Source organism: Saccharopolyspora sp. NPDC045941 (assembly GCF_056431445.1).
Map to the genome: position 1 here is coordinate 80,480 of NZ_JBWKKU010000015.1, position 25,478 is coordinate 105,957.

25 protein-coding genes are annotated in these 25,478 nt (G+C 71.9%); 17 read left to right on the forward strand and 8 right to left on the reverse strand.

Translation table 11 applies throughout. The features are described from left to right. Positions 1-143 precede the first annotated feature (143 nt). The 7 genes from AC07FN_RS14610 to AC07FN_RS14640 all read left to right on the forward strand — a co-directional run bounded on the left by AC07FN_RS14610 (position 144) and on the right by AC07FN_RS14640 (position 7,312). On the forward strand, positions 144-1,109 hold the full coding sequence (locus tag AC07FN_RS14610; RefSeq protein ID WP_478396073.1) for a 2-hydroxyacid dehydrogenase: 966 nt from the start codon (positions 144-146) through the stop codon (positions 1,107-1,109). Between the two features lie 229 nt (positions 1,110-1,338). Beyond that, positions 1,339-1,746, forward strand: a complete 408-nt coding sequence (locus AC07FN_RS14615) for a DUF948 domain-containing protein (RefSeq protein ID WP_010311092.1) — start codon at positions 1,339-1,341, stop codon at positions 1,744-1,746. After that, complete coding sequence (locus tag AC07FN_RS14620) at positions 1,743-2,057, forward strand: hypothetical protein (protein ID WP_132493841.1); 315 nt, start codon at positions 1,743-1,745, stop codon at positions 2,055-2,057. The genes AC07FN_RS14615 and AC07FN_RS14620 overlap by 4 nt, the downstream gene beginning before the upstream one ends. 75 nt (positions 2,058-2,132) lie before the next feature. Beyond that, positions 2,133-4,805, forward strand: a complete 2,673-nt coding sequence (alaS, locus tag AC07FN_RS14625; protein WP_478396074.1) for an alanine--tRNA ligase — start codon at positions 2,133-2,135, stop codon at positions 4,803-4,805. Next, complete coding sequence (gene ruvX, locus AC07FN_RS14630; protein ID WP_132493843.1) at positions 4,802-5,272, forward strand: Holliday junction resolvase RuvX; 471 nt, start codon at positions 4,802-4,804, stop codon at positions 5,270-5,272. Before alaS ends, ruvX begins: the two co-directional genes overlap by 4 nt. Continuing rightward, positions 5,269-6,471, forward strand: coding sequence for an endolytic transglycosylase MltG (gene mltG / locus AC07FN_RS14635; RefSeq protein WP_452617473.1), 1,203 nt, complete (start codon positions 5,269-5,271; stop codon positions 6,469-6,471). The genes ruvX and mltG overlap by 4 nt, the downstream gene beginning before the upstream one ends. Further along, complete coding sequence (locus AC07FN_RS14640) at positions 6,458-7,312, forward strand: shikimate dehydrogenase (protein ID WP_452617474.1); 855 nt, start codon at positions 6,458-6,460, stop codon at positions 7,310-7,312. Before mltG ends, AC07FN_RS14640 begins: the two co-directional genes overlap by 14 nt. A 350-nt stretch (positions 7,313-7,662) precedes the next feature. Here AC07FN_RS14640 and AC07FN_RS14645 read toward each other — a convergent pair whose 3' ends face one another. Genes AC07FN_RS14645 through AC07FN_RS14655 form a run of 3 tightly spaced genes read right to left on the reverse strand, consistent with a single transcriptional unit; the run spans position 7,663 to position 10,106 of the window. Next, positions 7,663-7,932: an HPr family phosphocarrier protein gene (locus tag AC07FN_RS14645; protein ID WP_358578598.1), complete on the reverse strand. Its 270-nt coding sequence runs from the start codon at positions 7,930-7,932 to the stop codon at positions 7,663-7,665. Positions 7,933-7,974: 42 nt separating this feature from the next. Continuing rightward, entirely contained in the window at positions 7,975-9,237 is a 1,263-nt protein-coding gene (locus AC07FN_RS14650; RefSeq protein WP_478396075.1) for a PTS transporter subunit EIIC, read from the reverse strand. After that, on the reverse strand, positions 9,234-10,106 hold the full coding sequence (locus AC07FN_RS14655) for a GntR family transcriptional regulator (RefSeq protein ID WP_478396076.1): 873 nt from the start codon (positions 10,104-10,106) through the stop codon (positions 9,234-9,236). Before AC07FN_RS14655 ends, AC07FN_RS14650 begins: the two co-directional genes overlap by 4 nt. A gap of 271 nt (positions 10,107-10,377) precedes the next feature. Here AC07FN_RS14655 and AC07FN_RS14660 point away from each other — a divergent pair, with 271 nt between their 5' ends. The 8 genes from AC07FN_RS14660 (at position 10,378) to AC07FN_RS14695 (ending at position 17,134) form a co-directional block, all read left to right on the forward strand. Next, a complete protein-coding gene (locus AC07FN_RS14660; protein WP_478396077.1) occupies positions 10,378-10,614 on the forward strand; it encodes a PTS sugar transporter subunit IIB in 237 nt (78 codons plus the stop codon). Beyond that, a complete protein-coding gene (locus AC07FN_RS14665; protein WP_478396078.1) occupies positions 10,611-11,066 on the forward strand; it encodes a PTS sugar transporter subunit IIA in 456 nt (151 codons plus the stop codon). Before AC07FN_RS14660 ends, AC07FN_RS14665 begins: the two co-directional genes overlap by 4 nt. Positions 11,067-11,225: 159 nt before the next feature. After that, the gene (locus AC07FN_RS14670; RefSeq protein ID WP_478396079.1) at positions 11,226-11,837 is read left to right on the forward strand and encodes a prepilin peptidase; all 612 of its coding nucleotides are present in this window, start codon (positions 11,226-11,228) and stop codon (positions 11,835-11,837) included. A 167-nt stretch (positions 11,838-12,004) separates the two neighbouring features. Next, complete coding sequence (gene aroC / locus AC07FN_RS14675) at positions 12,005-13,210, forward strand: chorismate synthase (RefSeq protein WP_452617479.1); 1,206 nt, start codon at positions 12,005-12,007, stop codon at positions 13,208-13,210. After that, on the forward strand, positions 13,210-13,734 hold the full coding sequence (locus tag AC07FN_RS14680) for a shikimate kinase (RefSeq protein ID WP_478396080.1): 525 nt from the start codon (positions 13,210-13,212) through the stop codon (positions 13,732-13,734). The genes aroC and AC07FN_RS14680 overlap by 1 nt, the downstream gene beginning before the upstream one ends. Before the next feature lie 244 nt (positions 13,735-13,978). Further along, a complete protein-coding gene (gene aroB / locus AC07FN_RS14685; protein ID WP_478396136.1) occupies positions 13,979-15,088 on the forward strand; it encodes a 3-dehydroquinate synthase in 1,110 nt (369 codons plus the stop codon). Then, a complete protein-coding gene (gene aroQ, locus AC07FN_RS14690) occupies positions 15,085-15,519 on the forward strand; it encodes a type II 3-dehydroquinate dehydratase (protein ID WP_452617482.1) in 435 nt (144 codons plus the stop codon). The genes aroB and aroQ overlap by 4 nt, the downstream gene beginning before the upstream one ends. 337 nt (positions 15,520-15,856) lie before the next feature. Beyond that, the gene (locus tag AC07FN_RS14695) at positions 15,857-17,134 is read left to right on the forward strand and encodes a glycoside hydrolase family protein (RefSeq protein WP_478396137.1); all 1,278 of its coding nucleotides are present in this window, start codon (positions 15,857-15,859) and stop codon (positions 17,132-17,134) included. Here the strand turns inward: AC07FN_RS14695 and AC07FN_RS14700 are convergent, their stop codons facing one another. The 3 genes from AC07FN_RS14700 to AC07FN_RS14710 all read right to left on the reverse strand — a co-directional run bounded on the left by AC07FN_RS14700 (position 17,135) and on the right by AC07FN_RS14710 (position 20,124). Continuing rightward, positions 17,135-17,932 carry a putative hydro-lyase gene (locus AC07FN_RS14700; RefSeq protein ID WP_478396081.1) on the reverse strand — a complete coding sequence of 266 codons (798 nt, stop codon included), beginning with the start codon at positions 17,930-17,932 and terminating at the stop codon, positions 17,135-17,137. Between the two features lie 11 nt (positions 17,933-17,943). Next, positions 17,944-19,296, reverse strand: coding sequence for an MFS transporter (locus AC07FN_RS14705; protein ID WP_478396082.1), 1,353 nt, complete (start codon positions 19,294-19,296; stop codon positions 17,944-17,946). A 186-nt stretch (positions 19,297-19,482) separates the two neighbouring features. Then, positions 19,483-20,124, reverse strand: coding sequence for a GntR family transcriptional regulator (locus tag AC07FN_RS14710; RefSeq protein WP_452617485.1), 642 nt, complete (start codon positions 20,122-20,124; stop codon positions 19,483-19,485). Positions 20,125-20,286: 162 nt separating this feature from the next. On the opposite strand from AC07FN_RS14710, the gene AC07FN_RS14715 reads away from it, so the two are divergent. Both AC07FN_RS14715 and AC07FN_RS14720 read left to right on the forward strand, forming a co-directional pair. Then, a complete protein-coding gene (locus AC07FN_RS14715; RefSeq protein WP_478396083.1) occupies positions 20,287-22,380 on the forward strand; it encodes a hydantoinase/oxoprolinase family protein in 2,094 nt (697 codons plus the stop codon). Then, entirely contained in the window at positions 22,377-24,098 is a 1,722-nt protein-coding gene (locus AC07FN_RS14720; protein ID WP_478396084.1) for a hydantoinase B/oxoprolinase family protein, read from the forward strand. The genes AC07FN_RS14715 and AC07FN_RS14720 overlap by 4 nt, the downstream gene beginning before the upstream one ends. A gap of 47 nt (positions 24,099-24,145) precedes the next feature. Here the strand turns inward: AC07FN_RS14720 and AC07FN_RS14725 are convergent, their stop codons facing one another. Continuing rightward, positions 24,146-24,796, reverse strand: a complete 651-nt coding sequence (locus tag AC07FN_RS14725; protein WP_478396085.1) for a DUF4232 domain-containing protein — start codon at positions 24,794-24,796, stop codon at positions 24,146-24,148. 81 nt (positions 24,797-24,877) lie between these two features. Beyond that, on the reverse strand, positions 24,878-25,438 hold the full coding sequence (locus tag AC07FN_RS14730) for a TetR/AcrR family transcriptional regulator (RefSeq protein ID WP_478396086.1): 561 nt from the start codon (positions 25,436-25,438) through the stop codon (positions 24,878-24,880). Positions 25,439-25,478 lie beyond the last annotated feature (40 nt).

Sequence of the window (25,478 nt, forward strand, 5' to 3'; positions counted from 1 at the left end):
CTGGACACCCGGCCCACGCCGTGGAGTCCGCGGTTTCAATTGACACTGCGAGGGGGACCGTGGAGATGGTGGCGGTCGACCGGTGAGCCCGGGGCGGGGCGGCAGGTAGATTCCGGCGGGGTTCTCGTCGCGAGGAGGTCGTTGTGGACAAGCGGATCGTGGTCAGCCGGGTTGTTCCGGAGTCCGCACTGGACGTGCTGCGCGAGGTCGGCGACGTGCACGTCTGCCCGCAGGACCGGCCGCTGACCGCGCCCGAGCTGCGCGAGGCGGTGCGCGGCGCGCACGCGATCGTCACGATGCTGCACGACCGGGTCGACGCCGAGCTGGTCGAGGCCGCCGGCCCGCAGCTGGAAGTGGTCGCCAACGTGGCGGTCGGCTACGACAACGTCGACGTCCCGGCCGTGACCGGGCGCGGCGTCACCGTCACCAACACGCCCGGTGTGCTCGTTGACGCGACCGCCGACCTGACCATCGGGCTGCTGCTGATGGCGACCCGCCGGCTCGGCGAGGGCGAACGGCTGCTTCGGTCGCGCCGGCCGTGGACCTTCCACCTCGGCTTCATGCTCGGCTCCGGGTTGCAGGGCAAGACGCTCGGCATCGTCGGGCTCGGCGACATCGGGCAGGCCGTGGCCCGGCGGGCCCGCGCTTTCGGGATGGACATCGCCTACACCGGCCGGCGTCGTGTCGCCGCGGACGTGGAGGCCGAACTCGACGCCCGCTTCCTGACCAAGGACGAGCTGCTGCGCACCGCCGACGTGTTGTCCCTGCACTGCCCGCTGACCGAGCAGACCCGGCACCTCATCGACGAGGCGGCGCTCGCGGCCATGAAGCCGACCGCGTTCCTGATCAACACCAGTCGCGGCCCGGTGGTCGACGAGGGCGCGCTGGCGAAGGCGCTCCACGAGCAGCGGATCGGCGGCGCGGCCCTCGACGTCTTCGAGCGCGAACCCGAGGTGGAGCCCGCGCTGCTCGACCTCGACAACGTCGTGGTGGTGCCGCACCTGGGATCGGCGACCACCGAGACGCGAACCGCGATGGCCGAGCTCGCCGCCCGCAACGCCGCCGCGGTCCTCACCGGCCGGGAACCGCTCAACCCGGTCCGCTCGTAACACGATCGGTTCGAGATGCGCGCCCTTCGCCAAATTGTTTGGCGAAGGGCGCCGCTCGTTTCGCCGATCGGAGCCCCGGTCCGGTGGGCGCGGCGCCCGGCGGTGCCCGCACGCGGGCCGGGCCGACCGGGTGCGGGAGTGAGGATCGGGGCCGGTAACCTGACGCACGATCAACGGACCGGGCCGAGAGCTCGGTCCCACCGAATGACGTGGACATACGGGAGGGCACGTGACGCCCACGCAGATCGCCGCGCTGATCGCCGCCGGAGCGTTCGTGCTGCTGGTCGTGCTGCTGGCGATCCCGCTGATCAAGCTCGGCCGCACGCTGGACGAGGCGACCATCGCGATCCGCAAGGCGCACGAGAACTCCGATCCGCTGTTCACCGGGGCGAACTCGACCATCACGCACGTCAACACCCAGCTGGAGCGCGTCGACGGGATCACCGCCAACGCCAAGACGATCAGCGGCAACGTCTCGGCGTTGTCTTCGCTGTTCACGGCTACACTGGGTGGCCCGTTGGTGAAGACGGCGGCGTTCTCCTACGGGGTCAGCAAGGCGCTGCGGGCCCGCCGGAAGCGGCGGCAGGAGCCCGCTGGCCGGCACTTCCGCCGCAAGGGCAAAGGGGGGCGCAAGTGAGGCGCCTGTTCTGGTTCGGCGCCGGCGTCGCGGCCGGGGTCGCGGTGGCGCGCAAGCTCAACGAGACCGCCCGCAAGGCGACTCCGAGCGGCATGGCCGAGCAGCTGGGCGGCGCGGTCCGAGAGCTGGCCGGAGCCGTCGGCTCGTTCGGCGCCGAGGTGCGCGCGGGAATGCAGGAGCGGGAGCAGGAGCTGCACGACGTCGTCGAGCGCGGCAGCGTCGTCGACACGGTGCAGTTCCGCCGGATCGACGCCCCGATCGCGGACGAGGGCGCGGCCGGCGGTCGGCGAGCTCGCCGGGCGGGCCGCTGACGCCGGCGCCGAAGCGCCGCCAGCCGTCCGCCGGTACCCCAGCCGTCTCCGTCACCCGAGTTCCGAGGACCCACCGTGCAGACCCACGAGATCAACAACCGGTTCACCGAGCACTTCCGCGGCCGCGGCCACACCGTGGTGCCCAGCGCGTCGCTGCTCCTGGACGACCCGACGCTGCTGTTCGTCAACGCCGGGATGGTGCAGTTCAAGCCCTACTTCCTGGGTGAGGCGCCGGCCCCGTACCCGCGGGCCACCAGCATCCAGAAGTGCGTGCGCACCGGCGACATCGACGAGGTCGGCAAGACGACCCGGCACAACACGTTCTTCCAGATGGCGGGCAACTTCTCCTTCGGCGATTACTTCAAAGAAGGCGCCATGGGGTACGCCTGGGAGCTGCTCACCAAGTCCCAGGCCGACGGCGGCTACGGCTTCGACCCGGAGCGGCTGTGGGTGACCGTCTACGAGAAGGACGACGAGGCGGCCCAGCTGTGGCAGGAGGTCGCCGGCGTGCCCGCCGAGCGGATCCAGACCCGCGACGGCAAGGACAACTACTGGGACATGGGCGTGCCCGGTCCCGGCGGCCCGTGCTCGGAGATCTACTACGACCGCGGCCCGAAGTACGGCCGCGAGGGCGGCCCGGTCGCCGACGAGGACCGCTACATCGAGATCTGGAACCTGGTGTTCATGCAGGACATCAGGGGTGAGCAGTCGCCGAAGCTGGGGCACCCGCCGATCGGCACGCTGCCGACCAAGAACATCGACACCGGCATGGGCGTCGAGCGGGTGGCGTGCCTGCTGCAGGGCGTGGAGAACGTCTACGAGACCGACCTGGTCCGCCCGGTGATCGCCAAGGCCGAGGAGCTCTCCGGCCGCCGCTACGGCGCGAACCACGAGGACGACGTGCGGTTCCGCGTCATCGCCGACCACGCCCGCTCCGGCGTGATGCTGGTCGGCGACGGCGTCACCCCCGGCAACGAGGCCCGCGGCTACGTGCTGCGGCGGTTGCTGCGCCGGATCATCCGCTCCACCCGCCTGCTGGGCGTGCAGGAGCCGGTGCTCGGCGAGTTCAGCAAGGTCGTGCGCGACGCGATGGCGCCGAGCTACCCGGAGCTGGTCACCGAGTTCGACCGCATCGACTCGGTGATGCGCAACGAGGAAGACGCCTTCCTGACCACCCTGACGGCGGGCTCGAAGATCTTCGACGTCGCGGTGGCCGAGACCAAGAAGGCCGGCGGCAAGCAGCTGGCCGGCGAGCAGGCCTTCCAGCTGCACGACACCTACGGCTTCCCGATCGACCTGACGCTGGAGATGGCCTCCGAGCAGGGCCTGACCGTCGACGAGCAGGGCTTCCGGAACCTGATGGCCGAGCAGCGCCGCCGGGCCAAGGAGGACGCCAAGGCGCGCAAGACCGGCCACGGCGACCTGTCGACCTACCGGACGCTGCTGGACCAGCACGGCACCACCGAGTTCATCGGCTACACCGATCTGCAGTCGCACAGCCGGGTGCTGGGCCTGCTGGTCGACGGGCAGCCGGCGAAATCCGCCGCCGCGGGCACCGAGGTCGAGCTGGTCCTGGACCGCACCCCGTTCTACGCCGAGGGCGGTGGCCAGATCGCCGACACCGGCCGGCTGGTCGGTCCGGGTGTGGCAGTCGAGGTGCACGACGTGCAGCGCGCGGTCCCGGGCCTGTTCGTGCACCGCGCCAAGGTCGTCGAGGGCGAGCTCGGCGTGGACACCGCGCTGGAGGCCGCCGTCGACGTCGCGCGGCGCCACGCGATCGAGCGGTCGCACTCCGCCACCCACCTCGTGCACGCGGCGGTGCGCAGCGCCTACGGCAAGCGCGCCGCGCAGGCCGGTTCGCTGAACTCGCCCGGCCGGATGCGCTTCGACTTCACCGCCCCGTCCGCGGTGTCGACCGCCGTCCTCAGCGGGGTCGAGGAAGAGGTCAACGACTACCTGCAGAGCGACGTCGAGGTGCAGGCCTACACCACGACGATGGACCGGGCCATGGAGCTCGGCGCCGTCGCGCTGTTCGGCGAGAAGTACGGCGACCAGGTCCGCGTGGTCGACATGGGCGACTACTCCCGCGAGCTGTGCGGCGGTACCCACGTGCCGAGCATCGCCCGCCTCGGCGTGGTCAAGCTGGTCGCCGACTCCTCCGTGGGTTCCGGCGTGCACCGCGTCGAAGCGCTGGTCGGCATGGACGCGATGCGCCACATCAGCAAGGAGCACCTGCTGGTCAGCCAGCTCGCCGAGCAGTTCAAGGTGCCGGCCGACGAGCTGCCGGAGCGCATCCAGGGCGTGGTGTCCCGGCTGCGCAGCGCGGAGAAGGAGCTGCACCAGCTGCGCATCGCGCAGGTCCTGCAGTCCGCGGGCGAGCTCGCCGACAAGGGCACCGACGTGCACGGCGTGACGCTGGTGGCCGAGCAGGTGCCGGACGGCGTGGACGGCAACGCGCTGCGCGCGCTGGCCGGTGAGATCCGCGGCCGGCTCGGCTCCCGCCCGTCCGTGGTGGCGCTGTTCTCCGCCGAAGAGGGCAAGGTCAGCTTCGTGGTCGGCGCCAACGACGCCGCGCGGGACAAGGGCATCGCGGCGGGCAAGCTGGTGCCCGGCTTCGCGGCCGAGGTCGGCGGGCGCGGCGGCGGCAAGCCGGACATGGCGCAGGGCGGCGGCACGAACCCCGCCGGCATCACCGCGGCGATCGCGGCGCTGCGCACGGCCCTGGACCAGGTGGTGGCTGGCGGGTGACCGAACACCGGCAGGCGGACCCCGGACCGGGACGTCGGCTCGGCGTCGACGTGGGTGCGGTCCGGGTCGGTGTCGCGCTCAGCGACCCCGCCCCGATGCTGGCGACCCCGCTGGTCACCCTGCGGCGGGATGCCGACGGCGACACCGATCTCGCGCAGCTGGCCGAGCTCGTCGCCGAGCACGAGGTGGTGGAAGTCGTGGTCGGCCTGCCCAAGACGCTGGCAGGCCGGCACGGAACCGCGGCGGAGACGGCGCAGTCCTACGGGGCGGCGCTCGCGGAGCGGATCGCGCCGGTGCCGGTGCGGTTCGCCGACGAGCGGCTGACCACCGTGACGGCCAGCCGGATGCTGTCGCAACGCGGAGTGCGGGGGAAGAAGCAGCGAGCCGTGGTCGACCAGGCGGCCGCGGTGGAGATCCTGCAGGCGTTCCTGGACAGTCGGGGGAAGACACGAGAGGACCTTTCGTGACCGACGATCTCGGATTGTTCGCGGACGAGCCCGACGAGCGGCAACGACGCGCCCCCGACCCGGAGCGGTTCCGCCGGCGCAAGCGGCGCCGCCTGGTGACCGCGTTGGCCAGCCTGTTCGTGCTGGTGCTGGTCGGTTGCGGCGTGCTGTACGCCACCAGCCAGCTGATGCAGATCGGTTCCTACGAGGACTACGCGGGCGAAGGCGCCGGTGACGTCGTCATCGAGATCAAGTCCGGGGAGACCGTCAGCGCCATCGGCCGCAACCTCGCGGAGAAGGACGTGGTGGCCAGCACCAAGGCGTTCACCAAGGCCGCGGAGCCCAACCGGCAGATCAACAGCATCCAGCCGGGCTACTACCTGATGCGCAACAAGATGTCCGGCGAGGCCGCCGTGGCGCACATCCTGTCGCCGGCGGCGAAGGTCGGCCGGGTCGACATCCGCGCCGGCATGCGGCTGGAGGACCAGCTGGCGCCCGACAACGGCCACACGCCGGGCGTCCTGACCAAGCTCGCCGAAGCCACCTGCGCCGGGGCCAACCCCAACTGCATCACCTCCGAGGAGATGCACCGGGTCGCCGCGACCGCCGACCTGGCCTCGCTCGGCGTGCCGCAGTGGGCGATCGCCGACGCCTCCAAGGCCGAGCCGAAGCGCCGGCTGGAAGGCCTGATCATGCCCGGCCTCTACGACGTGAAGCCCGGCGAGACCGCGGAGAACGTGCTGCGCGACGTGGTCACCCGGTCCGCGGCGGCGCTCGAGGTCGCCGGACTGCCGAAGGCCGCCGAGGGCAGCCGCTACAGCCCGTACGAGCTGCTCAAGATCGCGTCGCTGGTGCAGAGCGAAGGCATCACCAAGGACTTCGGGCAGATCTCGCGGGTGATCCACAACCGGCTCGCGCCGCCCACGATGCACCTCGGGCTGGACTCCACGATCAACTACCCGCTGGACAAGCCGTCGCTGCTGACCAGGCCGGAGGACCGGGAACTGCCGGGCGCGTACAACACCTACAAGAACTACGGCCTGCCGCCGACGCCGATCTCGGCGGTCAGCAAGGAAGCCGTCCAGGCGGCGGAAACGCCCGCCGACGGCACCTGGAAGTACTTCGTCAAGTGCTACCCGGACGGCACCTCCTGCTTCGCCAACACGCCGCAGGAGCACCAGGCCTACATCGACGAGGCGCGGGCCCGTGGCGCGTTCTGAGCCGCGGCGGGCAGCGGTGCTCGGTTCACCGATCGAGCACTCGCTGTCCCCGGTGCTGCACGGCGCCGCCTACGCCGCGCTCGGCCTGGACGGCTGGACCTACGAGCGGGTGGAGGCCGACGCCGACCGGCTCGTCGAGTTCGTCGCCGGGCTCGGCCCCGAGTGGGCCGGGCTGTCGGTGACCATGCCCGGCAAGCGAGCGGCGCTGGGCGTCGCGAGCGAGGTCAGCGAGCGGGCGGCGGCGGTCGGAGCGGCGAACACCTTGGTGCACCGGCCCGACGGCAGCTGGGCCGCGGACTGCACCGACGTCGACGGAGTCGTCGGGGCGCTGCGCAGCGCGGGCGGATTCACCACCGGCCACAGCGGGCTGGTCCTGGGAGCCGGCGGCACTGCCGCCGCGGCCCTGGCCGCGCTCGCGGAGCTCGGGCTCAGCGATGCGACGCTCGCGGTGCGCGAGCCCGCGCGAGCGCGCGACGCGGCCGAGACCGCGGAGCGGGTCGGGCTGCGGGTGCGCGTGGAGCGGCTGGACCGCGTCGCGCTCGCGGACGCCGCGGCAGCGGCGGACGTCGTGGTGTCGACGCTCCCGGCAGGGGCGTTGGACGCGCAAGCGGCGGAGCTGGCGAAGGCCGCGTGCGTGCTGGACGTCGTCTACCACCCGTGGCCGACGCCGCTGGCCGCCGCGGTCACCGCGGCCGGCGGGCGGATCGCCACCGGGCTGGACATGCTGCTGCACCAGGCCTTCGGGCAGGTCGAGCAGTTCACCGGGCGCCAAGCGCCCCGCGAGGCCATGCGCGATGCCCTCGCCGCCGCCACCGGCGGCGAACTCCCGCTCCCGCTCTGACCGCAATTTCCATCGAAATCGAAGGTTCGATTCCAATGAGGTTTTTCCAATCTCGTTTTGCGTGGCGGTGCGGGTAGCGGAACCTCGGAGGCTCCCTGGTCTGTGGGTGCCCCTCCTGATGTATGCCCAATACACGGCGGAGGGGCCGTCCTCGCCAGGAAACCTCTGAGAACCCGCGGCGGTGCAGGTGTCGTAGGTGGGCTATGCGCCTGCGGCGCATGCGACACCTCATCGACGTGTGGCTTTGCGACCCGCGGCTGCGGGCCGACCAGGACGAAAAACGCTCAATGGAAATTGCGGCGACGAACGGCCCCTCCCCGGGGTGGGAGGGGCCGTTCGCGTTCTTCGGGTCAGTTGTTGTCGAGGTCCGAGGCGACCAGCTGGGCGAGGTGGTCCAGCGCCGCTTCCGCGCCGTCGCCCTCGGCCGCGAGCACGACCTCGTCGCCGTGGCCCGCGCCCAGCGTCATCAGGCCCAGGATGCTGCCCGCCTCCACCGGCTCCGTGTCGTCCTTGCGGATCGTGATCTTCACGGGCTGCGCTGCGGCGGCCTTGGCCACTAGTGCCGCTGGCCGCGCGTGCAGCCCCACCTTGCTTGCCACGGTGACCCGTCGCTCGAACATGGCTCTCCGTTCGTCGGGGGAATGGGAAGCGCTGGCCGGGGATCAGCTCTTGTCGGGGCCCGACTTGGCTTCCTCACCAGCATTATCCGTGCTCGCCTCGGTGGTTTCCGTGTCGTCCTCCTCACGGCCCGGGGTGCGCAGGTTCCACTTCGTGATCACGAACCGGAACACGAAGTAGTAGATGACCGCGTAGCCCAGGCCGATCGGGATCAGCCACAGCGAGTTCTGCGAGATGCCGAAGTTGAGCAGGTAGTCGATGGCGCCTGCGGAGAACCCGAACCCGGAGTGGATGTCCAGGGCGTTGACCAGCGCCATCGAGGTGCCGGTGAGCACCGCGTGGACCAGCAGCAGCGGCCAGGCCACGAAGATGAACGCGAACTCCAGCGGCTCGGTGATGCCGGTGAGGAACGAGGTCAGCGCGACCGAGATCATGATGCCGCCGACGACCTTGCGCTGCGACGGCTTCGCCGTCTGCCAGATGGCCAGCGCCGCGGCGGGCAGGGCGAACATGAAGATCGGGAAGAAGCCGGTCATGAAGGTGCCCGCGGTCGGGTCACCGGCGAAGAAGCGGGCGATGTCGCCCTTCTCACCGTGGTAGTCGCCGAAGAGGAACCAGACCACGTTGTTCGGGATGTGGTGCAGGCCGAACGGCAGCAGCAGCCGGTTGATCACGCCGTAGATGCCGCCGCCGATCACCGCGTTCTGGGTGACCGCGTCGCTGAAGGAGGTCAGCGCGGTGTCGAAGATCGGGAACAGCAGGCCCATGATCACGCCGGCGATCACCATGGCGAACGCCGTGATGATGGGCACGAACCGCCGCCCGCCGAAGAAGCCCAGGTAGGCGGGCAGCTTGATGCGGTGGTAGCGCTGCCACAGCCAGGCCGCGGTCAACCCGGCGACGATGCCACCGAGCACGCCGTACGGGCCCTTGTTGAAGGCCTTGTCCGCCTCGGTGCCGGTGATCTCCCAGAGCACGCCCGAGAGCACCAGGTAGCCGACCGCGCCCGCCAGCGCCGTGGAGCCGTCGGCCTTCTTCGCGAAGCCGATCGCCACACCGATCGCGAACAGCAGCGGCAGGTAGTTGAACAGCGAGTTGCCCGCCGCGCCGATCACGCCGGCCACGGGCTGCATCCAGGGCAGCAGCGCCCCGAGGCCCTCCTTGCCGAGCAGGTCGTCCTGGCCGAGGCGGTTCAGCAGTGCGGCGGCGGGCAGGACCGCGATCGGCAGCATCAGGCTACGGCCGAGCCGTTGCAGCAGGGCGAATCCCTTTCTGTCGCCCTTCGCCGCGGTGGCGTTGGCACTCATCGGTTACCTCCTGTGTCGTGGACACCGGGTCGTCTGGCGGGATGTTCGCGTCCGGTCGGCCCGGTCGGCCGCCTGGACGGGCGGTGGTGGCCGGAGCCGCTCGGGATGCGGTCCAGCTGCATCGTCACCTGGTACAGGTCGCCGCGGTACCAGGAAGTCATGTCCTCGATCGGGCGGCCCTGGGCCGTGGAGATTCGGCGGAACACCAGGACCGGGCTGCCGGTGCGGACGCCGAGCAGCCGCGCGGTCTCGGCGTCGGCGCCCTCGGCGAGCACGGTCTGCGTGCCGCTTTCCAGCTGCACCTCGTAGTTGCGGGCCAGCAGGGTGTAGAGCGAGTCGGACAGGTCGTGGTCGAGCAGGCCGGGCAGCAGCCCGGCGTGGTACCAGCCGCGTTCCACCGCCATCGGCGCACCGTCGGCCTTGCGCAGCCGGTACAGCCAGTACGCGGGCTGGTCGGGCCGGAGGCCGAGCGCTTCGGCGGTGGTCGGCGGCGGGATCGCCTCGGTCGCGTCGAGCAGCACCGTCTCCGGCTGCATGCCGCGGCGGCGCATGTCCTCGGTGAACGAGGCGAGGTGCAGTTGGGAATCCACCCGGGGCCGGGTGGTGAAGGTGCCCTTGCCGCGGACCCGCACCAGCAGACCCTCGGCGACGAGCTGCCCGACCGCCTCGCGGACGGTGAGCCGGGAGACGCCGTAGCGCACCGCGAGGTCGCGTTCCGACGGCACCGGCGAACCGGGCAGCAGTTCTTCGCTCGCCAGCTCGCGCAGGATTTCCCGCAGCTGGGCGTGCTTCGGCGTCGGGCCGTCGCGCAGCACGTCAGTCACGCCCTCGGGGCGGGGACTGCCGTCCGCGGTTCGCCGTGCGGCCACGCTGCCTCCAACGGTCTTGCTGGACATCGACGTCCGGTGCCCGGGGCACCCGGCGCCGGTCGATCGCGAACGGATCGGATCCGGTGCTGTTCAGTGGTCCTGCCGAGTTGGTACTGTCCGGTCTAAACCAGTCGGTTGCGAACAATGCGCTTTCATGCGATCGGGTGTCAAGACGGCTCGCGATTCGTTGCCGCATCGACACCGAGTGGCGCAAGATCGTCGCGACGCGGTGCGCAACGCCCGCGTCGTCGGAGGACGAAGGGAGCACGGGGTGGCTCAGGACAAGGCCGCGGCAATCCTCGCCGCACTTGGCGGCGGGGACAACGTGGTGGAGATCGAGCCGTGCATCACGCGGCTCCGCTGCGAGGTCGAAGACGGTTCGAAGATCGACGAGACGGCCCTGAAGGCCGCCGGGGCGCACGGCGTGATGGTGCAGGGCTCCGTCGTGCAGGTCGTCGTCGGCCCGGAGGCGGACACGCTGGCCGAGGACATCGAGGACCTGCGGTGAGCACGGAGGTCGGCAGCCCGGTGGCGGGCCTGGCCACCGCGCTCAGCGAGGTGCCCGACCCGGTCTTCTCGCAGGCCATGGTGGGCCCCGGGGTGGCGGTGCAGCCGTCCGGCGGGCGGGCCGACGCGGTCGCGCCGGTGGCCGGCACGATCGCGACGCTGCACCCGCACGCCTTCGTGGTCGCCTCGCCCGGCGGCGCCGCGGTGCTGGTGCACCTGGGCATCGACACGGTGAAGCTGAAGGGCGAGGGCTTCGAGCTGCACGTCGCCAAGGGCGACGTCGTCGAGGCCGGCCAGCGCATCGTCACCTGGGACCCGTCCGAGGTGGAGTCGCACGGCTACTCGTCGATCTGCCCGGTCATCGCGCTGGACATCGCGCCGGAGGCCCTGGTGGACGTCCGCGAGGACGGCCAGGTCGTCACGGGCGACACCCTGTTCGCGGTGGACGTCTGAGCCTCGCGCGGGGCGCGTCAGGTTTTTGAAGTGAACGGCCTGTTCGCCTCGCTAGGTGGGGCGAACAGGCCGTTCGCTCGTTCGCAGCGGGTTCCCGACACGCGCGGTTTCGCGGATCGGGTGCGCGGGGTTCCGGAGCGGCGCGTCGATGCTGGTGCGATGGTCGTGTTGATCGGGATCGCCGGTGGCGCAGCGGGTTTCGGCGCGGGCCGGCTCGGGCGGCTCTTGTTGTGCTCGGCGCGCAGGGGTGTCCGGCCGCCCCGGATGTGGTGCGAGGTGGCGGTGGGTCTGCTGTGGACGGTGGTGGCCGTGCGCGCGGCGACCGGGATGCCGTTGTGGTGGGTGGCGGTACCGCTGTTGCTCGCCTGGCTCGCGGTGCTGCTGACGGCGTGCGATGTGCTCGCCTCGCGGCTGCCCGATGTGCTGACCCTGCCCGCGTATCCGGTCGCCGCGGTGCTGCTGGCCGTCGCGGCGGTGCCCCGGCCGGATGTGCTGCTCGGCGCCGCCGCCGGTGCGGTGGTGTTCGCCGGGACGTATTTGCTGGTGCGCGTGGTGTCGCCGGGGGCGATGGGGCCGGGTGACGTGAAGCTGGCGGGCAGCCTCGGCGCCGTGGTGGGCGCGGTCTCGTTGCCGGCGGTGCTGTTCGTGATGGCGGCTGCGGCGGCGTTGACGCTGGTGGCGGCGCTCTGGGCGAGGATCGGCGGCGTCCCACACGGCCCCGCGATGCTCGCGCCGGCCTGGCTCGTCACCACCTTCGCCCCGTGGCCGTGAGCCGATCGCCGGCGGCCGGCATCCGCACGCCGTTGCCGCTGATCATCGCGGCCGCGGTCGTTGCGCTTCCGCCGTGCGCGACGAGTTCGGAGCCGTCTCCAAGGTGAAAGCGCAGTGCAGGACCCCCGGGCGGGTTCAGCCGGGACTGAACGTGGCAGGATCTATGTGTGCTGCGTTGGATGACCGCTGGAGAATCGCATGGCCCCGCCCTGGTTGCGGTGCTGGAAGGCATGGTGGCCGGAGTCGAGGTGACCTCCGCCGACATCGCGACCCAGTTGGAGCGGCGCAAACTCGGTTTTGGCCGCAGCCCCCGGATGAACTTCGAGGCCGATGAGCTGGAGCTGATCGGCGGCATCCGGCACGGGCGGACCCAGGGCGGCCCGGTCGCGATCCGCATCGGCAACACCGAGTGGCCCAAGTGGGAGCAGGTGATGGCCGCCGACCCGGTCGACGAGGACGTGCTGTCGTCGCTGGCCCGCAACGCGCCGCTGACCCGTCCCCGGCCCGGGCACGCCGACATCGCCGGGATGCAGAAGTACGGCTTCGAAGAGGCCCGGCCGGTGCTGGAGCGCGCGAGCGCCCGCGAGACCGCCGCCCGCGTCGCCGTCGGCACCGTCGCCCGGCAGTTCCTGCGGCAGCTGCTCGGCGTGGAGATCGTCAGCCACGTCATCAGCCTCGGCGGCGTCGACGCCACGCACGACGTGCTGCCCGGCCCGGACGACCTGGACGCGATCGACCACAACCCGGTGCGCGCCTTCGGTGACGACGCCACCGAGAAGATGATGGCCGAGGTCGACGCGGCGAAGAAGGACGGCGACACCCTCGGCGGCGTCGTCGAGGTCATCGCCTACGGGCTGCCCCCGGGCATCGGTTCCCACGTGCACTGGGACCGCAAGCTCGACGCACGGCTGGCCGGCGCGCTGATGAGCATCCAGGCGATAAAGGGCGTCGAGATCGGCGAGGGCTTCGCCAACGCGCACCGGCGCGGCAGCGCGGCGCACGACGAGATCTACCCGGACCAGGGCGCCAAGTGGGTCCGGCGGGACAGCAACCGGGCCGGCGGCCTGGAGGGTGGCATCACCAACGGCGAGCCGCTGATCGTCCGCGCCGCCAAGAAGCCGATCTCCAGCCTGCCGCGGGCACTGGCCACTGTGGACATGGTGACCGGCGAGCCGGCGCAGGCGATGCACCAGCGCTCGGACATCACGGCGGTGCCGCGCGCCGCGGTCGTCGCCGAGACCATGGTCGCGCTGGTCCTCGCGGAGGCCGTGCTGGAGAAGTTCGGCGGCGACTCGCTGCCGGAGACCCGCCGCAACGTCGAGGGCTACCTGGCCTCGCTGCGCGAGCGCGCCGAGAAGCGGCAGGTGCGGTGATGGCGCCGCGCGCCGTCGTGATCGGCCCGCCGGGCGCGGGCAAGACGACGATCGGCAGGCTGCTGGCGCAGCGCCTGGACGTGCCGTTCCGGGACACCGACGACGACATCGTGCGGACCGCGGGCCGGCCCATCTCCGACATCTTCGCCAACGACGGCGAGCCCGTTTTCCGGGCCATGGAAGAGGAAGCGGTCGCCGCGGCGCTGCGCGAGCACGACGGCGTGCTGGCGCTCGGCGGTGGCTCGGTGCTCTCCGAGCTCACCCGCGAGCGGCTGGCCGGGCACCCGGTCGTCTTCCTGTCCGTGGGCCTGGCCGAGGGCGCCAAGCGCGTCGGGCTGTCCACCGCGCGACCGCTGCTGGCCGGGGTGAACCCGCGCGCCACCTTCAAGGCGCTGCTGGACGCGCGGCTGCCCATCTACCGCTCGGTGGCGTCCGTCGAGATCGCCACCGACCACGTGACGACCGGCGAGGTCGTGGAGCAGGTCGTCGCCGCGCTCGCCGCGAGCAGCACACGATCGAGTTGATCATGGTGCTGCCGCGGATTAGAGGTGAAATGCCTTTGACTGCACGTGTCGTCATGCAAGCGGCGCAGCCGCTTTCAGCCACTCTCGCAGCTTGCGCCGCTGCGGGTTCTCAGGTGTCTCGTCGGTGGTCATACATGAGCCGGGGATCCCGGACCGAGGGGGCGGCGGTAACTCCCGCAGGGGGGCCGCTACCGGCACCGCTACGCAAAACGAGCCATACATTCTCCGTGGAGAAGGGACGATGATGACCGAGCCGGTGCGGATCAGGGTGGCCAGCCAGCAGCCCTACGACGTCGTGGTCGGCCGGGGACTGCTCGGCGAGCTCGTCGACTTCCTGCGCGACGCATCGGTGGTGGCGCTGGTGCACCAGCCCACCATCACCAACACCGTGGAAGCCGTGCGCGACGAGCTGGCCGCGGCCGGCGTGGACGCGCACCGGGTGGAGATCCCGGACGCCGAGGACGGCAAGAGCCTGCAGGTGGCCGGGTTCTGCTGGGAGGTCCTCGGCAAGGTCGGCATGGACCGCAACGGCGTCGTGGTGTCCTTCGGCGGCGGTGCGGTGACCGACCTCGCCGGGTTCGTCGCCGGGACCTGGATGCGCGGCGTGCGCGTGGTGCACGTGCCGACGACGCTGCTGGGCATGGTGGACGCCGCGGTCGGCGGCAAGGCCGGCATCAACACCGACGCGGGCAAGAACCTCGTCGGGCTGTTCCACGAGCCGAGCCTGGTGCTGGCCGACCTGGCGACGCTGGAGGGGCTGCCGCACAACGAGCTCGTCGCCGGCATGGCCGAGATCGTCAAGGCGGGCTTCATCGCCGATCCGGAGATCCTGCGCCTCATCGAGGCCGACCCGGCGGCGGCGACCGACCCGGCCGGTGACGTGCTGGGCGAGCTGGTGCGCCGGTCGATCCAGGTCAAGGCCGACGTGGTCGCCGCGGACCTGAGGGAGTCGCACCTGCGCGAGGTGCTCAACTACGGCCACACCCTGGCCCACGCCATCGAGCGCCGGGAGCGCTACCGCTGGCGGCACGGCGCGGCGGTCAGCGTCGGGCTGGTGTTCGCCGCGGAGCTGGCCCGGCTCGCCGGGCGGCTGGACGACGAGACCGCCGACCGGCACAAGCGGGTCCTCGACCTGCTCGGCCTGCCCACCAGCTACGACCCGGACGCGCTCGGCCAGCTGCTGGAGGCGATGCGGGTGGACAAGAAGACCCGGTCCGGGGTGCTGCGGTTCGTCGTCCTGGACGGCCTCGCCAAGCCCGGCCGCCTGGAGGGCCCGGACCCGTCGCTGATCGCCGCCGCGTACTCGGCGGTCACCGGCGGCGAGGCCAAGTCGGGCTCGGAGGTGCTGCTGTGAAGGTGCTCGTCCTCAACGGGCCGAACCTCGGTCGGCTGGGCAAGCGGGAGCCGTCGGTCTACGGCAGCACGACCTACGCCGACCTGGTCGGGATGTGCGAGCGCGCGGGCGCGGAGCTGGGCGTCGAGGTGGAGGTCCGGCAGACCGACCACGAGGGCGAGATGGTCCAGTGGCTGCACGAGGCCGCCGACGAGCAGTGGCCGGTGGTGCTCAACGCGGGCGCGTGGACGCACTACTCGATCGCGGTGCGCGACGCGGCGGCGCAGCTCGCCGCCGACCTGATCGAGCTGCACATCTCCAACGTGCACAAGCGCGAGGAGTTCCGGCACGTCAGCTACCTGTCGGCGGTGTCCACCGCCGTCATCGCCGGGCTCGGCGTCGAGGGCTATCCGCTGGCCATCCGCTGGCTGGCCGACAAGGCGCGCGGCTAGTTCACCTGGTCCGGTCGTGAGTGCTTTGGGCTGCCATGGCGATCCAGAACACTCACGAACCGGACGTGCCTCGGTCCGTTCGGGACCTAAGTCGGGTGCAGGTGCCCTTCACCTCGGTGTTGGCGCGGGTCTGGGGGGAGCATCGGTGAGGGATCGGATCGGGCTGCGCTGGTTGGCCGCGCTGGCCGCTGTCGCGTTGCTGTCGGGTTGCACGCAGGTCGAGGGCGCGCCCGGCCCGACGCCGCAGGCGGAGAAGCAGGTCGAGCCGCCGAAGGACCCGGTCGAGCTGGATGTCGGCGGCGAGCGCGGCAGCGCCGGGGTGGTGGCGGCGGGCGGGATGCCCGCGCCGTACAACTACGGACCGACCGTGCTCGTGGAGGGCGGGACGTACCGCACCTGGTGGTGCAGCCAGCTGCCCGGGGTCGGCCCGCCCGGTGACGACATCCTGACGGCCGAGTCGGGCAGCCCCGACGGCCCGTTCTTCGCCGTCGGCGGCGCGCCCGCGGTGCCGGTCTTCACCGGCCAGCCCGGCGCGTTCGACGGCATGCACACCTGCGATCCGTCGGTGCTGCGGGTCGACGGCCGCTACTACCTGTACTACACCGGCGCGGCGGGGGATCACGCGCACGGCAACGCCATAGGGGTGGCCAGCAGCGAGGACGGCCTGGCCTGGCGGCGGGAGGCCGGCGGCAGGCCGATCGTCCTGGCTTCCCGCGAGGTGAACCGGGAGAACGTCTACGGCGGGGGCCAGCCGTCCGCGCTGTACCTGGACGGCTGGTTCTACCTGATGTTCACCGACACCACGGCGTCCGGCGCGGGCTGGAACGGCGCGGGCCAGTTCGTGCTCCGCGCGCGCAATCCCGAGTTCACCGAACAGTTGCAGGCGTTGACGGAGCGGGGTTTCCAGCCGGCGGGCGCGCAGCGTTCGCGTTCGGTGGTGGACGCCTTCAGCGCGGACTGGATGTGGGTTCCGGCGCTGGACGCGTTCGCGATCGCCCACCAGACCTCGGCGGGCACCACGATCACCTTCTGGGACCGGGATTTCACCCGCCACCCCTATGAGCCGGTGGTCGTGCCCGGCCCCTGGCGGGAGGGCCCGGGCCTGGTACGCAGCCCCGAAGGGCACGCTCCGGTGTCCACAGCGGACCCGTGTGGCACGGTGCCGGTGGACGTTCTCCGCGCCACTGCGGAATTTCCGTCGCCGACCGATATCCGCCACTTCGGCATCGATGTCGCCGGAGTCGACGGGTGCCGGACGACCGCGCAGGCCGCGGCGGTCCTCGACGGGTTCGCGGCGCCGTCCCCGGCTCGCACCGTGGACGTGGTGCGGGACGGCCGGCGGGTCCGCGTCGAGCGCCGCTCCGTCGCCGAGCAGCTGGTCACGAGGGTTCTCGACGAGCGGGTGCCCGCGCTGGACGAGCTCCCGGTGGCAGGCACCATCCGTTCCGCGGCGCCCGCCCTGCGGTCCCCGCAGGGCGCGGTCGGTCTGCTCGACGACAAGGGTCGACTGTGGACGGTGACCGCGGAGGTGGCGGCCGCGAACGGTTCGCCGGTCACCGACGTCTCCCAGCAGGAGTGGGACGCGCACACCCCGGCCGGCGATCTCCGCCGCTGATCAGCGCCCGGCGACCAGGTCCGCGACCCGCAGGTCGGTCAGGAACATGTAGCCGGGCGCGTGCGTGATCGCCAGCTCCGGGCGCGCCTCGGCGAGCACCGCCTGCGGGGTGACGCCGCACGCCCAGAACACCGGGACCTCGTCGGCTTCGAGCGGCATCGGGTCGCCCCAGTCCGGTGTGGACGGATCGGCGATGCCGATCTCCGCCGGGTCGCCGACGTGCAGCGGCGCGCCGTGCGCGAACGGCAGCTCGGCAGTCACGGCGACGGCGCGCTCCACCTCGGATCGCCTGATCGCCCGCATGGACACCACCACCGGCCCGTGGAACCGGCCGACCGGCCGGCAGCGCAGCGACGTGCGGAACATCGGCACGTTCCCGCCGGTTTCCAGGTGGCGCAGCCGGACCCCGGCGGCGAGCAGTCGTTCCTCCGCGCTGAAGCTGCAGCCGAGCAGGAAGCCGACGAAGTCGTCGCGCCAGAGCTCGCGCACGGAGTCCACTTCGGACTCGACGGTGCCGTGCCGGTGCACCCGGTACTTCGGCAGGTCCGTGCGGAGATCGGCGTGCGGCGCCACCCGCAGCCGGTCCGCGACCCCGGGCTCGGTGGCCTCCAGCAGCGGCAGTGGTTGCGGGTTCTGCCGGCAGAACTCCGCGAACTCGTCTGCGAGCTCGCCGGGGAGGACTGCCAGGTTCGCCTGCACGTAGCCGGCGCACAGGCCGGTCGTGACGGCGCTCCAGGCTCCGGCCCGGATGCTCTCCCGCGCCGCCGCCGGCTTCGATTCCGCTGTGATGGAAGGCATTTCGGCACCCTTCAGTCGAGGTCGGCGTCGCGGGTTTCCGGCCCGCGCAGCGCGCCGACCGCCGTCAGCACCCCACCCAGGACGATCAGCACGATCGGCGTGTACTCGTACGGCATGAGGCGCGCCAGGCCGAGCATGTAGAAGGCGTAGAACCCGGGAATGATCACGGCGAGGCTGTAGCCGATCCCGTACCCGGAGGCGCGGACGCCGGTGGCGAAGCGCTCGATGATGTAGGTCGAGACGATTCCCCACGGCGACACGGTGAGCACCAGCGCGGCCGTCGCGTAGACCATCACCATCAGTGTGCTCCCGTCGCCCGCGGCCGCGCCGGTGGCTTCGCGGACCATCGCGACGAACGCGACCGGTGCCAGCAGCACCGTCCAGATCCCGGAGAGCACGAGCATGCGGCGGCGGCCGAAGCGCTGGCCCAGCTGCGCCATCACCAGGTAGCCGGCGGCGACGAAGACGTTCGCGACGAGCAGGCCGGTGTTCACCTCGGTGCTCGGCAGGCCGATGACCGCGGACAGCAGTGCCGGGGTCGCCGACAGCGTGGCCTGGACGGTGAACCACATGCCCGTCATCAGCAACAGCACCTGCAGCAGCTTGCGCCGGTGCTCGCCGGTGAGCAGCTCCCGCAGCGGTGACTTCGGCTTCTCAGCCCGCTGGACCCGCTTGAACGCGGCGGATTCCTCGACCTTGCGGTAGTAGAGCAGGAACCAGGCGGACAGCGCCGCGCCGACGAAGAACGGGATGCGCCAACCCCATTGCACGTAAGGGGAATCCGGGCTGCCGGCCGGGGCGAACTGGAAGGTGATCGCGACGACGATCGAGATCGCGATGTAGCCCAGCGGGTAGGAGGCCGCGATCATGCCGCCGACGAGGCCGCGCAGGCGCTTCGGGCTCGCCTCCATCGCCAGCGGGTTCGCGCTGGAGTACTCGCCGCCCATGAACACGCCGCCGATGAACCGCAGCAGCAGCACCAGGATGATCGACAGCCGGCCGATCGTGGCGTAGCCGGGCAGCAGGCCCATCAGCAGGGTGCAGGCGCCGGCGCCGGCGACCGCGATCAGGGTGGCCCGGCGGCGGCCGGTGATGTCCGCGATCCGGCCGAAGATGATGGCCCCGACGGGCCGGCCGATCAGGGTGAGCGCGAGCGTCACGTAGGACAGCGTGGCCGCGACGGACGCCGGGGTGTGCTGGGCCTGGAAGTAGGCGATGGCGGGGGTCAGCGCCACCACCGGCAGGTAGATGTCGAAGTAGTCGACGAAGAATCCGAAGCAGGCGCCCTTCACGGCTCGCTTCGCCGGTGGGCTCAGCCGCTGCTGGTCGGAGTCGTTCGCGCGGTCGGAGAGGTCAGTGGGCATGGGGGAGCGCTCCTTGGCTCGGGCGAGCGAGGCGTGGCGCTTGCGCCGGTGTCTCGGACCGATCTGGATTGGTCCGGTGTGGACAGTCGACGCTCCGGTGCGCTCGCGGGGCGGCCGCGAGTGGCCCGACCTTAAGAGTTCGTCAGACGATAATCAAGGCGCGCCGCGTCATCGGCTCGCCGTTCGTCAGTCGACGAAGTGGTTCTGCAGCGCTTCTTCGGCGTCGATGAGGTAGGCGTCCAGCAGGGTCGCCGCGCCCTCCACGTCGCCGGAGCGCAGCGCGTCGGCGATCTCCTCGTTGCGCTTGAGGAACGCCGAGTGGAACACCTGGGTGTCCTTCATGTGCGCGTAGGCCAGCCGGAACTCGGCGAGGATCTCGCCGACCACCGCGTCCAGTCGCGCGCTGCCGGCCAGCGCGACGAGCGCCTCGTGGAACCTGATGCTGGCCGCCGCGACGTCGTCCCAGCGGCCCTTCTCGGCGGCCTCGCGGCCGTCGGAGATCGCGGCGGCCAGCCGGCGCAGCCCGGCCGGTTCGAGGCTGCGGATGTGCCGCAGGGCAGCGCATTCGATGACCCGGCGCACCTCGTAGAGGTCGGTGACGTCCTGCCGGGAGAGCTGCCGGACGAAGACGCCGCGGCTGAGCTCGTGGACCAGCAGCCGCTCCCGGATCAGCAGCCGGAACGCCTCGCGCAGCGTGCTGCGGGAGACGCCGTGCGCCTGCTTGACGCGCTCTTCGGACAGCCGCATGCCGGGCACGAGCTCGCCGGCGGCGATCTCGGCGCGCAGCGCGTCGGCCACCCGGCTCGCGGCGCCGCTCGTGTCGGTCACGTGGGTCCCCTTCGTCCGGCCGCGGCGGGCGCGCGCGGTTCGTGCAGTTTACCCGGCGGGCTCCGCAGTTCCCGGACGGATCGTCTGACGATCCGTTGCCAGATCGTCTGACGATCCGTACTGTCCCGGGTTGCGCGCTCCCCGTCGAACCGGAGGGTTCCCATGGCAGATTCACGTGCGCTGCGGGTCGGGGTGGACATCGGCGGCACCTTCACCGACCTGGCGGTCCTCGACGACAGCGGGATCGTCGCCGTCGGCAAGGCGCTGACCACCCACCACGAACCCGCCGCGGCGGTCGAAGCGGTGCTGCGGCAGGCAATAGCGGATCACGGGCTCGACCCGGCGGACATCGCGACCGTCGTGCACGGCACGACCCTGGTGACCAACGCGCTGATCGAGCGCCGCGGCGCCCGCACCGCGCTGCTCACCACCGAAGGCTTCCGCGACGTGGTCGAGATGGGCCGCGAACACCGGTACGAGCTCTACGACCTCGGGCTCGAACTGCCGCGCCCGCTCTTGCCCCGGCACCTGCGTTTCGGCGTGCGGGAACGGGTTCGCGCCGACGGCGCGGTGGTGACGCCGCTGGACGCGGGCGCCGTCAAGCAGCTCGGCGTCGAGCTCGCCGCCGCCGGGGTCGAGGCCGTCGCCGTCTGCTTCCTGCACAGCCACACCAACGGCGAGCACGAGCGGCAGGCCAGGGAGATCCTCGAAGCCGCCGCGACGGAGCTGCGGGTGGCGCTGTCCAGCGAGGTGAACCCGGAGATCCGGGAGTACGAGCGGAGTTCCACCACCCTCGCGAACGTCTACGTGCAGCAACTCGTCGAGGACTACCTCGCGGACCTGCGCGCCCGGCTCGGCGGGCTCGGGGTGCGCACCGATCCGCTGATCATGCTGTCCAACGGCGGCGTCGCGGCGATCGAGGTGGCGCGGCGGTTCCCCATCCGGATGCTGGAGTCGGGGCCGGCGGGCGGTGCGCTGGGCGCCGTCGCGTTCGGCCGGACCGCGCGGCGGCCGGACCAGCTGGCCTTCGACATGGGCGGCACCACCGCGAAGCTCTGCATGATCGAGCGGGACCGCCCGCTGATCACCCACACCTTCGAGGTGGACCGGGTGTACCGGCTGCGCGCCGGTTCCGGGCTGCCGGTGCGGGCGCCGGTGATCGACATGATCGAGATCGGCACCGGCGGCGGCTCGATCGCCCGCGTCGACCCGCTCGGCCTGATCACCGTCGGCCCCGACTCGGCGGGCTCGGAACCCGGGCCGGTGAGCTACGGGCGCGGCGGCACGCGGTGCACCGTCACCGATGCGGACGTCGTGCTCGGCTACCTCGACCCGGCCCGGTTCCTGGGCGGCGACATGCCGCTGGACGCGGCGGCCGCCGCGGCGGCGATCCGGGAGCAGGTCGCGGACCGGCTGGGCGTGTCCGTCCCGGAGGCTGCGTGGGGCATCCACACCACGGCGAACGAGAACATGGCCAACGCCGCCCGGGTGCACGCCATCGAGCGCGGCCAGGATCCGGGCCGGCTGCCGCTGTTCGTCTCGGGCGGCAACGGGCCGCTGCACGGCCCGGGCGTGGCGCGGGCGCTCGGGTCGCCGTCGATGGTCGCGCCGCCGGCCGCCGGGGTGCTCAGCGCGCTGGGCTTCCTGTCCGCGCCGATGTCGATCGACATCGTCCGCTCCCGGCACGCGCTGCTCGGTGAGATCGGGCTCGACGAGGCGCGGGCGCTGTTCGCGGAGATGGAACGCGAGGGCGCCGAGGTGCTGACCGCATCCGGTGTCGCTGCCGCCGACGTCGTCCACGAGCGGACGCTGGAGATGCGGTTCGTGGGGCAGGGCAGCGAGATCGAGGTGCCGGTCCCGCCGGTCGGCGACGGCTGGCGCGACGAGGTGCTGGAGAGCTTCCGGCGGCAGTACGCGCAGCGGTTCGGCACGGTGGCTCCCACCGGAGTCGAGCCGGAACTGCTCACCTGGCGGGTCACCGCGCGCGGCCCGGAACCGCCCGCCCGGCTCGGCTTCGAGTCCACTTCGGACGGCCACGACGCGCTGATCGGGCACCGCGACGCCTACTTCGCGCCGGAGGGCTACGCGCCGACGCCGGTCTACGACCGGTACCGGCTGCGCGCCGGCGCGGTGCTGACCGGGCCCGCGCTGGTGGAGGAGCGGGAAGCGACGCTGCTCGTCCCGCCCGGTGCGCGCTGCACCGTCGAGGCCGGCAGCAGCATCTTCGTCGAGTTCGCCGTGGGAGGTTCCCGATGAGCCGCGTCGATCCGGTGCTGGTCGGCCTGGTCGCCAACCGGCTGCACTCGCTGCTCGACGAGCAGCAGGCCGCCCTGGTGCACACCGCGTTCAGCCCGGTGGTGCGCGAATCCCTGGACCTGGCCTGCGCCGTGTTCAACTCGGCGGGGGAGATGGTGGGGCAGTCCAGCGGCGGCACTCCCGGGCACATCAACGCGATGGCCACCGGGATGCGGCACATCGTCGCCGAACACCCGCCCGAGGTCCTGGCCGACGGCGACGTGCTGATCACCAACGACCCGTGGATGACCTCGGGGCAGATCAACGACATCACCATCGCCACCCCGGTGTTCCGGGGCGGGGCGCTGATCGCGTGGTTCGCGAGTTGCTGCCACTCGCCGGACATCGGCGGCCGGATCCTGTCCGCGGCGGCCACCGAGGTCTTCGAGGAGGGGCTGCGGCTGCCGATCCTGAAGCTGCGGACCACGGAAGGTCCTAATAGGACGCTGGAGCGGTTGATCCGGGCGAACGTGCGGACGCCGAACGAGACGATGGGCGACATCTACGCGCAGGTGTCGGCCAACCAGGTCGGCATCCGCAGCCTCGACCGGATGCTGGACGAGTTCGGCCTCGACGGCATCGACGAGGTCGCCGCCGAGATCATGCTGCGCTCCGAGCAGGCGCTGCGCGCGGCGCTGCGGGAGATCCCGGACGGCACGTACTCGGCGAGCATGGACTCGGACGGCTTCGACGGCGACGCGATCCACCTGGCGGTCGCGGTGACCGTCGACGGCGACGCCGTCCGGGTCGACTACGCGGGATCGTCGCCGCAGTCCCCGCACGGCGTCAACGTGGTGCTCAACTACACCCGGGCGTACACGTCGTTCGCGATCAAGGCGGCGCTGGCGCCGGAGGTGCCGCACAACGCCGGGTCGTTCCGGCCGGTCGAGGTGACCGCGCCGCGCGGTTCGGTGCTCAACTGCGTCGAACCCGCGCCCGTCGCCTCCCGCCACCTCGTCGGGCACTTCCTGCCCAGCCTGCTCTTCGAGGCGCTCCGCCCGGCCGTGACCGGCGGTCTGCCTGCGGTGAGCGCGGACGCCCTGTGGATGACGGTGTGGCGCGGCGCCGGCATCGACGAGCCGCAGCCGTTCACGCTGACGGTCTTCGGCGCGGGCGGGACCGGCGCGCGGCCGGACAAGGACGGGCTGAACACCACCGGCTTCCCGACCGGGGTGCGCGCCGCGCCGACGGAGGTGCTGGAAACCCTGACGCCGCTGGTGCAGTGGCGCCGGGAGCTGCGGGCGGATTCCGGTGGTGCGGGGCGGTTCCGCGGCGGGCTGGGGCAGTCGGTGGAGGTGTCGCGGCACGGGCCGCACGGCTGGACCGTGAACGCGAACATCGACCGCGTCGACTTCCCGGCCGTCGGCGCCGAGTCCGGATCTGCCGGCGAGGCAGGGGAATTCGTCGACGCGAGCACCGGCCGGGAGCTGCCGCGCAAGCAGCTCGTCCGGCTCGGCGCCGACTCCCGGGTGCGGCTGCGCTTCCCGGGCGGGGGCGGCTACGGCCATCCGGAGGCCCGGCCGGTCGACCGCGTTCTCGACGACGTCGTCAACGGCTACGTGGGCATCGACGCCGCGCGCGAGCTCTACGGCGTGGAGATCGAGTACACCGGCGACCCGGACGCGCTGGTGCGGCCGCCCGATTCCTACCGCGTCCGGAGCGCGACGCCGCGCCGCTGACGGTGGGGCGCCTTCGGGATTGCTCGACGGCGCCCACCGCCCGCGGCTCACCGTTCGCCGCGGCCGGTCTTCATGGTCTGCACGGAGAGCTGGTGCACCTTGTCATTGGTGCAGCCGGTTTCGGCGTAGCCGAACTCGATGTACATCGACGCGGTTTCCTGCGGCGGGTAGATCCGCAGGCCGCGAACCGGCTCCGGCCGGCAGTTCTCGGGTTCGTAGTTCTCGACCGCCACGTATCCGATCACGGCGGAGGCCTGCTCGCCGGGCTGGAGGGTGATCGCCGACCCCTTCTCGTCGACCCGGGAGGCGGCAGCGCCGACCTGGTGCCCGTCGTTGCCGCCGACGTAGGACACGCCCGGGAAGCCCTGGATCACGCACTCGTCGCCGCTGGTGTTGGTGAAGATCAGCGGGCGGTAGGTGGTGCCGGCCGCCGCGCCACCCCTGCCGAACGACAGCTGGAGATCCGTTGCCTTGCAGAGCCCGTTGTCCGGCTTCTGCTCCGGCTTGGCGGTCGTCGAGCCGGCAGCCGTGGTCTCCGGGGCCGAGCCGGAACCGGTCGACTCGGCGGGGGCCGAGTTCGCGGGCGGGTCCTGGATGATCGATCCCGGTCCGTCCGCGTTTGATCCGCCGGGGCTGCAGGCCGCCAGCCCGACCGTCAGCGCAGCCGCCGCGACCGCGAGAATCCTCGCTCGAATCATCGATTCCGCCTCTCCGTGCACCAATGTCGGCCGTTGGACGCGCGGTCACCGGTGAGGTTGCCGGAGTTGTTCGATCTGTGATCAGCGGTCGCCGAGGAGCCCGGTCACCAGCCCGTGGGCGTAGGCGGTGTCGAGACCGCTGGGGCGGAACAGGATGCGGTACATCATGGGGGCGACGACGTGGTCGACGACCGCCTCCGTGCCGGGTGTGCTCTCGCCGCGTTCGGCCGCGCGGGCGAGGATGACGTCGATCTGCTCGGCCGCGTAGGCCGAGCACTGACCGGCGTTGCTGCCGTCCGGGTCGCCGAGCAGCGCGTCGCGGATGTAGGCGCGGCCCGGAGGAGAGGCCATCTCCTCCAGGAACTGCTCGGCCCAGCCCGTCAGGTCGGCGGCCAGGGCGCCCCGGTCCTCCGGCGGAGTCTCGGGGCGCAGCCGCTCGACCGCCACGTCCGACAGCAACTCCTGCAGATCGCCCCAGCGGCGGTAGATCGTCGACGGCGTGACCCCGGCGCGGGATGCCACCAGCGGAACCGTCAGCGCGTCCCGGCCCACCTCGGTCTCGAGTTCGCGCACGGCGTTGTGCACCGCCTCCTGGACCCGGGCGCTGCGCCCGCCCGGACGCACCATCGGCTTCCTACCCATGGCTCAACCTTAAAAGACGATTTCAGATTGGATTTGCGTG

What these genes read in the sequence shown, in the direction of transcription:
- AC07FN_RS14695 (WP_478396137.1), top strand. Translation starts at nt 15,857, where the DNA reads ATGCCCGCGCCGTACAACTACGGACCGACCGTGCTCGTGGAGGGCGGG.
- AC07FN_RS14645 (WP_358578598.1), bottom strand. Translation starts at nt 7,932, where the DNA reads ATGTTCGAGCGACGGGTCACCGTGGCAAGCAAGGTGGGGCTGCACGCG.
- AC07FN_RS14720 (WP_478396084.1), top strand. Translation starts at nt 22,377, where the DNA reads ATGAGCCGCGTCGATCCGGTGCTGGTCGGCCTGGTCGCCAACCGGCTG.
- AC07FN_RS14715 (WP_478396083.1), top strand. Translation starts at nt 20,287, where the DNA reads ATGGCAGATTCACGTGCGCTGCGGGTCGGGGTGGACATCGGCGGCACC.
- AC07FN_RS14705 (WP_478396082.1), bottom strand. Translation starts at nt 19,296, where the DNA reads ATGCCCACTGACCTCTCCGACCGCGCGAACGACTCCGACCAGCAGCGG.
- AC07FN_RS14680 (WP_478396080.1), top strand. Translation starts at nt 13,210, where the DNA reads ATGGCGCCGCGCGCCGTCGTGATCGGCCCGCCGGGCGCGGGCAAGACG.
- AC07FN_RS14730 (WP_478396086.1), bottom strand. Translation starts at nt 25,438, where the DNA reads ATGGGTAGGAAGCCGATGGTGCGTCCGGGCGGGCGCAGCGCCCGGGTC.
- AC07FN_RS14650 (WP_478396075.1), bottom strand. Translation starts at nt 9,237, where the DNA reads ATGAGTGCCAACGCCACCGCGGCGAAGGGCGACAGAAAGGGATTCGCC.
- AC07FN_RS14700 (WP_478396081.1), bottom strand. Translation starts at nt 17,932, where the DNA reads ATGCCTTCCATCACAGCGGAATCGAAGCCGGCGGCGGCGCGGGAGAGC.
- AC07FN_RS14725 (WP_478396085.1), bottom strand. Translation starts at nt 24,796, where the DNA reads ATGATTCGAGCGAGGATTCTCGCGGTCGCGGCGGCTGCGCTGACGGTC.
- AC07FN_RS14670 (WP_478396079.1), top strand. Translation starts at nt 11,226, where the DNA reads ATGGTCGTGTTGATCGGGATCGCCGGTGGCGCAGCGGGTTTCGGCGCG.
- aroB (WP_478396136.1), top strand. Translation starts at nt 13,979, where the DNA reads ATGACCGAGCCGGTGCGGATCAGGGTGGCCAGCCAGCAGCCCTACGAC.